Below are 7,192 nucleotides of genomic sequence, written 5' to 3'. Positions count from 1 at the left end.
CTCCAGCCCCGCTTCAGGCCCGCTTCAGGCCCGCTTCAGGCCCAGGATCTCCGCTGCGGCGAAGGTCTCGTTCGAGGGGCGGGACTCGTAGTACGGGGAGAGGGCGCCGTCCAGCTCCTCGTACGAGAACGTGTCCTTCGCCGAGTCGAACTTGGCGGCCACCCGCGGCCGTTCGACGACCGCCACCATGCCTCCGTGGACGACCAGGAGCTGGCCGTTGACGCGGGCCGCGGCCGGGGACGCCAGATAGCCGACCAGGGGGGAGACATGCTCCGGGGCGAGCGGGTCGAGTTCGCCGTCGGACGGCTCCCCGAAGCCGGCGAAGACGTCCTCCGTCATACGGGTACGGGCCCGCGGGCAGATGGCGTTGGTCGTGACGCCGTACTTGGCCAGGGCCAGCGCCGTCGACGTCGTCAGGCCGACGATGCCGCCCTTCGCGGCCGCGTAGTTGGGCTGGCCCGCCGAGCCCGCCAGGAACGCCTCCGACGATGTGTTGATGACGCGCCCGTAGACAGGCGCACCCACCGCCTTGGACCGCTCGCGCCAGTGGACCGACGCGAAGTGGGTCGTGTTGAAGTGGCCCTTGAGGTGGACCCGGATCACCGAGTCCCACTCGTCCTCGCTCATGGAGAAGACCATCCGGTCCCGCAGGATGCCCGCGTTGTTGACCAGGACGTCCAGCTTTCCGTACGTGCTGATCGCCAGGTCGACGAGGGCTCGTGCCGAAGCGAAGTCCGAGACGTCGCCGAGCTGGGCCACCGCCTGGCCGCCCGCCGCGCGGATCTCCGCGGCGACCTCCTCCGCGGGCGCCGCCGACGCCTCGCCGGAACCGTCGCGGCCGGGCTGCCCGTAGTCGTTGACGACGACGCTCGCACCGAGCCGGGCCAGCTCCAGTGCCTCGGCGCGGCCGAGACCGCGGCCCGCGCCAGTGACGATCGCGGACAGGCCCTCAAGTGGGAGTGACATCCGGGTCCCTTCGGCTCGATCAGATCTCGATGCAGGTGCGCAGCGCCTCGCCGGTGCGCATCTGGGTCAGTGCCTCGTTGATCTCGTGGAGCTGTACGCGGTGCGTGATCAGCGACTCCAGGTCGACACGGCCGGCCCGCCACAGCGCGATCGCCCGTTCGTACGAGCGGAGCACGTCCCCGCCCCCGTACATCGACGGCAGGATCCGCTTCTCGTCGAAGAACAGCTCGAACATGTTGAGCTGCAGGAAGTCGTCCATCGCGCCCGCGCCGACGATGCACAGCGCGCCGCCGCGCCGCGTCGTCTCGTACGCCGTCCTGGCGGTGGCCGACTTGCCGACGACCTCGAAGACGTAGTCGAAGCCTTCGCCGCCGGTGATGCGCTGCTTGGCGTCGGCGAGTTCGTCCGGGGAGACGGCCTCGGTCGCACCGAAGGACAGCGCCGCCTCGCGCCGCGAGGCCACCGGGTCAACGGCGACGATCTGTGCCGCGCCCTGCACCCGGGCGCCCTGGATCGTGGAGATGCCGACGCCGCCGCAGCCGATGACGGCGACCGACGAACCGGCCTCCACCTTCGCCGTGTTGATGGCCGCGCCGATTCCCGTCGTCACCCCGCAGCCGATGAGTGCCGCGATCTCGAAGGGCACATCGTCCGGTATCGGCACGGCGCAGCCCGCGTCGACCACGACCTCCTCCGCGAAGGTGCCCGTACCGGCGAAGCCGAAGACGTCACCGCCGGGGCGTTTGAAGTTGGGGGTGCCGGCGTTCATGAGCCCGGCCAGGCAGAGCTGGCTCTGGCCGCGTTTGCAGGACGGACAGGACCCGCAGGCCGGGAGCCAGCACATCAGCACCCGGTCGCCGGGCTTGACCGCGGTCACTCCGTCGCCGACGTCGAGGATCTCCCCGGCCCCCTCGTGGCCGGGGACGAAGGGCGCGGGCTGCGGCAGCACACCGCTCATCGCGGAGACGTCCGAGTGGCACAGCCCGGTCGCCCTCATCCGGATCTTCACCTTGCCGGGGCCGAAGCCCGCCGCCTCGACGTCGTCGAGGACATCGAGCTTCTCCTGGCCGATCTCGTGCAGTACGGCTGCGCGCATGGTGCGGCTCCCTTCAGGAGTCAGGCGATTTCGACGATGGTGTCGGCGAGCACCGGGGCGTCGTCCCTCTCGACGGCCGTCACCGACACCTGGACCTTGCTGTCCTGCTGCCACATCCGGATGCGCAGGGTCTCGCCCGGGAACACCACCCCGGCGAAGCGCGTGGTGTACGAGCGGACGCGGCCGACGTCGCCGCCGAGGAGCGTGTCGACGACCGTCTTGAGCGTCATGCCGTACGAGCAGAGCCCGTGCAGGATCGGCCGGTCGAAGCCCGCGAGCCCGGCGAACTCCGGGTCGGCGTGCAGCGGGTTCCAGTCGCCGGAGAGACGGTAGAGGAGCGCCTGGTCCTCACGGATCGCCCGCTCGACGACCTTGTCGGGCTCGCGGTCCGGCTGCTCCACCCGCACGGACGGGCCGCGTTCGCCGCCGAAGCCGCCCTCGCCGCGTACGAAGATCTGCGCGTCGCTGGTCCACAGCGGCCCGTCGTCGTCGGCCGCCTCCGAGCGCAGTACGAGGATCGCCGCCTTGCCCTTGTCGTACACGGCGGCGACCCGCGAGGTGCTGACGGCCCGGCCCTTGACCGGGATGGGGCGGTGTACCTCGACCCGCTGGCCGCCGTGCAGCACGGCGGCGAGGTCGACGTCGATGCCGGGGGCGGAGAGCCCGCCGACGACGCCCATACCGGCGCCCGCGACGGTGGCGAAGCTGGGCAGCACATGGAGCCGGGACTCGAGGGTGTAGCGCAGCTCGTCGGGGTCGGTCGCCGGGACGCCCGCCCCGAGGCCGAGGTGGTAGAGCTGGATGTCCTTGTGGTCCCAGGTGATCTCGGCACTGCGCGGCTCGGCCGCGATCGCCTTGGCGGCATCGATGGGCATGGGGATGCTGCTCCTTGGTTCCTTGGCTCACTGTGGAGTGCTGTGGAGTGGAAGACCTCGGTGCGGCCGTCCGCACCGTCGGCCGCACCGAGGCCGTACGAGGACCGGCCGCTCCCCGCGCCCGTTCTAGAACGCGTTCTAGGCCGGTTGGACCCTATGTATAACGCACCCCCCACTACTTGTGAAGACTCCTGACGCAACGTCAGATCGCCGTGTCCCGGTGTCCACCCACCCGGTGTCCACCCAGGACATTTGTCACTGCCGCGTCCGTACATGCGCATCTGCCGGAGCCACCGCTCCGGTCCGTAGCGTCGTGGCCATGACGACGACAGCAGTCCTCTTCACCGGGGCCGCCAAGGCCTTCGGCTCCGTGCAGGCGGTGGCCGGCATCGACCTGGACATCCGGCGCGGCGAAACCGTCGCCCTGCTCGGCCGCAACGGCGCGGGCAAGTCCACCACCATCAGCCTGTTGCTGGGACTCAACGAGCCCGACTCCGGCGCCGTACGCCTCTTCGGCGACACCCCCGCGGCGGCCGTCCGCTCCGGGCGCGTCGGCGCGATGCTCCAGGAGGGCCGCCAGGTCCCCCGGGTCACCGTCCGCGAGCTGGTGGGGTTCGTCGCCCGTACGTATCCGGAGCCGCTGCCCGTCGACGAGGCGCTGGAGCTGGCCGGGCTCACCGGACTCGCCGACCGCCGCGTCGACAGGCTCTCCGGCGGTCAGGCGCAGAGAGTCCGGTTCGCGGTGGCACTGGCCGGCTCGCCCGAGCTGATCGTCCTCGACGAGCCGACCGCCGCGCTCGACGTCGAGGCCCGCCACGCCTTCTGGGCCTCCATGCGCGCCTACGCGCGCCGCGGCAACACCGTGCTGTTCTCCACGCACTACCTGGAGGAGGCCGATGCCCACGCCGACCGGATCGTCGTCATCGACCACGGCCGGATCGTCGCCGACGGCACCGGGGACGAACTCAAGCGGGCGGCGGGCGGGAACCTCGTCTCCTTCGATCTGGCGGGCCGGGGTACGGAGGGGCTGATCCGGCTGCCGGGCGTCGTCTCGGTCGAGGTGCACGGGGACCGTGCCCGGCTGCGCACGGACGACTCGGACGCGACGGTCGTCGCACTCGCCGCACTGGGTGCCGTACGCGGCCTCGAAGTCGCCCCCGTCTCGCTCGACGACGCGTTCCTCGCCATCACCTCCGACGCCGCCTCCGACGCCGCCGCCACCGCCGACGCCGCCTCCGACACCACTGCCGCCACGGACACCGCCGACGCCACCGACACCACTGCCCCCACCGGCACCACCGCTCTGGAGACCGTCCGTTGATCACCGACTATGTGCGGCTGGAAGTCCGCCGTACCCTGCGCGACACCGGATTCGTGGTGTTCGGCATCGGGATGCCGGTGCTCATGTATCTGCTCTTCACCAACCTCGGCACCGACGACACCCAGTGGAAGACCGCCTCCATGGTCGGCATGGCGGCCTACGGCGCGCTCGGCGCGGCCCTGTCCACCGGGACCGGCGTCGCCGAGGACAAGTCGATCGGCTGGCTGCGGCAGCTGCGCATCACCCCCATGAGCCCGCGTCAGGTGGTCACCGGCCGCGCCCTCACCGGCTCGGTGATCGTCCTGCCCTCCATCGCCGCGGTGCTCGCGGCGGGCGGTCTGGTCAACGGCGTACGCATGGCGGCCTGGCAGTGGGCCGCGGTCGCCGTCGCGCTCTGGCTCGGCGCGCTCCCCTTCACCCTGCTCGGCATCGGCAACGGCTACCGGCTCTCCGCCCAGACCACGGGCGTCGTCAACGTCGGCTGCAATCTGGCGCTCGCGGTGGTCGGCGGCCTGTGGTTCCCGGTCGAGCTGTTCCCCGGCTGGCTGCGCACCGTGTCCGGCTACACTCCGGCCAACCGCTTCGCCGAGCTGGGCCGGGCCATGACCGACGGCAGCGCGCCCGGGTTCACGACGGTCGCCGTGCTCGGCGTCTGGGCCCTGCTGTTCGGCTCGTACGCGGTGGTCTCGTACCGTCGGTCGGCGAGGACGACATGACGGGGGCGGCGATGGGCTGGGCGGACAAGCACTACACCGCGCGGATGGCGGCATGGAAGGCCGACTGGCAGGCGAAGAAGGCGAAGGCCGACCAGAAGGTGTGCAGGGCGCAGGAGAAGGCCGCGAGGAAGGCGGGGCGGCTTCCCGAGGGGATGGGCCCGCCCAACGGCTTCGCGCTGCTGCCGTGGCTGCTGATGGGTATGGGCGCGGTCTCCAACCTCCTCCAGGGCAAGACCCCGAACCCCTGGATCGGCGGCATCGGCGTGCTGGTCTTCAACTCCCTCTACATCACGCTGGTGTTCCGCGCCTTCGACAAGCAGTCACGGGAGGCGCCGCTCACCCGCTGGGTGCTGGTCGCGCTCGGGGCGGTCACGTGCGGCCTCGCGATCGGCTACGGCGGGGCATGGCTGCTGTTCTTCCCGCTGCTCGGCCTGGCGACGGGGGCGGTGCTGCGAGGACGCCGCATCGGGCCGGTGATGCTCGCCCTGAGTGCGGTGGCCGGGCTGATCGCCGGGCTGCGCGACGGCTGGGACGCGATCGGTGTCGCGTACGGGACCTTCATCTCCGGCATGGTGACCGCCGCGATCCTCGCGCTCTCCGAGACCGTCAAGGAGCTGCGCTCCACTCGCGAGGAGCTGGCCCGCACCGCGGTCGAGAAGGAGCGGCTGCGCTTCTCCCGCGATCTGCACGACCTGCTCGGCCACACGCTGTCGGTGATCGTGGTGAAGTCCGAGGCCGCGCGCCGCCTCGCCCCGCGCGACCTGGCCGCGGCCCTCGCCCAGGTCTCCGACATCGAGGCGGTCGGCCGCCAGGCCCTGACCGAGATCCGCGAGGCGGTGACCGGCTACCGCGAGGGCAGCCTCGCCACGGAGCTGGACGGCGCCCGCTCGGCCCTGACCACCGCCGGCATCGACCTGGTCGTCCGCCGGTCGGGCCCGCCCCTGGAGCCGCAGACCGAGGCGCTGCTGGGCTGGGTGGTGCGGGAGTCCGTCACCAACGCGGTACGTCACTCCGGGGCTTCACACTGCGAGATCGAGGTGAGCGGTACGCGAGAACGCGTCCGCCTGGTGATCACGGACGACGGCCGCGGCAGGGGCTCGACCCCACCGGGCAGCGGCCTCAAGGGCCTGAGGGAGCGTGTCTCCGCGGCAGGCGGATCCCTGGACGCGGGCCCGGCTCCGCGGGGCGGGTTCCTGGTGACGGCGGAACTCCCCGTGGATGCGCAGGAGACGGTGCCCTGAGCGTATTGACCCGCAGCGTTGTTCACGCGGCTGATGGGTGGCCGGCCGCCGAGTGCGGTGTGGCAGCGGTGGTGGTTGAAGGTGTGGAGGAAGTGATCCTGGCAGTCCCGGGGATGCCGGCGGTCCCGGTGGCCCTGACGGTCCTGACGGTCCTGACGGTCCTGGCAGTCCTGGCAGTCCTGGCAGTCCTGGCAGTGCTGGCGGTGCTGGCGGTGCTGGCGGTGGCGGCCCCGTTGACCAGGCCGGTTGCCCGCGCCCGGTGGGCGGTTCGGCCATATCCTTGAGCGGTGGATGAAACGCCCCGGGATCACCGCCCCGCCAAGTCCGTCAGGGTTCTCCTCGCCGAGGACCAGGGCATGATGCGCGGCGCGCTCGCGCTGCTGCTCGGGATGGAGGAGGACATCGAGGTGGTCTCGCAGGTGGCCGCCGGGGACGAGATCGTGCGGGCCGCGCAGTTGGCGCGGCCCGACGTGGCGCTGCTGGACATCGAACTGCCCGGCCGCAGTGGTCTGGACGCCGCCGCGGAGTTGCGGGACGAGGTGCCCGACTGCCGGGTGCTGATTCTGACGACGTTCGGACGGCCCGGGTACCTGCGGCGGGCGATGGAGGCAGGGGCCGCCGGGTTCCTGGTCAAGGACGGGCCCGTGGAGGAGCTCGCGGAGGCGATCCGGGCCGTTCTGCGTGGTGAGACGGTCATCGATCCCGCGCTCGCGGCGGCGGCGCTGAGCGCGGGGCCGAGCCCCCTGACGCCGCGTGAGCGGGATGTGCTGAACGCGGCGGTGGACGGGGCGACGGTCGCCGACATCGCCGCGAAGGTGCATCTGTCGGAGTCGACGGTGCGCAACTACCTCTCGGCGGCGATCGGCAAGACCGGGACCCGCAACCGGATGGAGGCGGTCCGCGCGGCCCGCCGCCAGGGCTGGCTGTAACGGGGGGCTCCGCCCCCGGCGCCCGTACCTCAGCGCGTGCGGCGGTCC

7 protein-coding genes are annotated in these 7,192 nt (G+C 71.9%); 4 read left to right on the top strand and 3 right to left on the bottom strand.

Annotated elements, in window-relative coordinates; genetic code table 11:
• Nucleotides 1-24: 24 nt before the first annotated feature.
• From ACWGI8_RS35725 to ACWGI8_RS35715, 3 genes are read right to left on the bottom strand one after another with little or no spacing between them, the layout of a single operon-like run.
• Nucleotides 25-966, bottom strand: coding sequence for a 3-oxoacyl-ACP reductase (locus tag ACWGI8_RS35725; RefSeq protein WP_453667440.1), 942 nt, complete (start codon nt 964-966; stop codon nt 25-27).
• A gap of 19 nt (nt 967-985) precedes the next feature.
• Nucleotides 986-2,062, bottom strand: a complete 1,077-nt coding sequence (locus ACWGI8_RS35720) for a Zn-dependent alcohol dehydrogenase (protein WP_453667438.1) — start codon at nt 2,060-2,062, stop codon at nt 986-988.
• Nucleotides 2,063-2,082: 20 nt separating this feature from the next.
• Nucleotides 2,083-2,937 (bottom strand): MaoC/PaaZ C-terminal domain-containing protein, encoded by an 855-nt coding sequence (locus ACWGI8_RS35715; protein WP_453667436.1) that lies wholly within the window; start codon nt 2,935-2,937, stop codon nt 2,083-2,085.
• Between the two features lie 319 nt (nt 2,938-3,256).
• On the opposite strand from ACWGI8_RS35715, the gene ACWGI8_RS35710 reads away from it, so the two are divergent.
• The 4 genes from ACWGI8_RS35710 (at nt 3,257) to ACWGI8_RS35695 (ending at nt 7,144) form a co-directional block, all read left to right on the top strand.
• On the top strand, nt 3,257-4,258 hold the full coding sequence (locus ACWGI8_RS35710) for an ABC transporter ATP-binding protein (protein WP_453667434.1): 1,002 nt from the start codon (nt 3,257-3,259) through the stop codon (nt 4,256-4,258).
• Nucleotides 4,258-4,974, top strand: coding sequence for an ABC transporter permease (locus ACWGI8_RS35705; protein ID WP_453667442.1), 717 nt, complete (start codon nt 4,258-4,260; stop codon nt 4,972-4,974). Before ACWGI8_RS35710 ends, ACWGI8_RS35705 begins: the two co-directional genes overlap by 1 nt.
• Nucleotides 4,971-6,215, top strand: a complete 1,245-nt coding sequence (locus ACWGI8_RS35700; RefSeq protein WP_453667432.1) for a histidine kinase — start codon at nt 4,971-4,973, stop codon at nt 6,213-6,215. The genes ACWGI8_RS35705 and ACWGI8_RS35700 overlap by 4 nt, the downstream gene beginning before the upstream one ends.
• Nucleotides 6,216-6,502: 287 nt before the next feature.
• Complete coding sequence (locus ACWGI8_RS35695) at nt 6,503-7,144, top strand: response regulator (protein WP_453667430.1); 642 nt, start codon at nt 6,503-6,505, stop codon at nt 7,142-7,144.
• The last annotated feature ends 48 nt before the right edge of the window (nt 7,145-7,192 follow it).

Source organism: Streptomyces sp. NPDC054841, from assembly GCF_053611045.1.
This window is presented reverse-complemented; position numbering and strand designations above follow the sequence as displayed.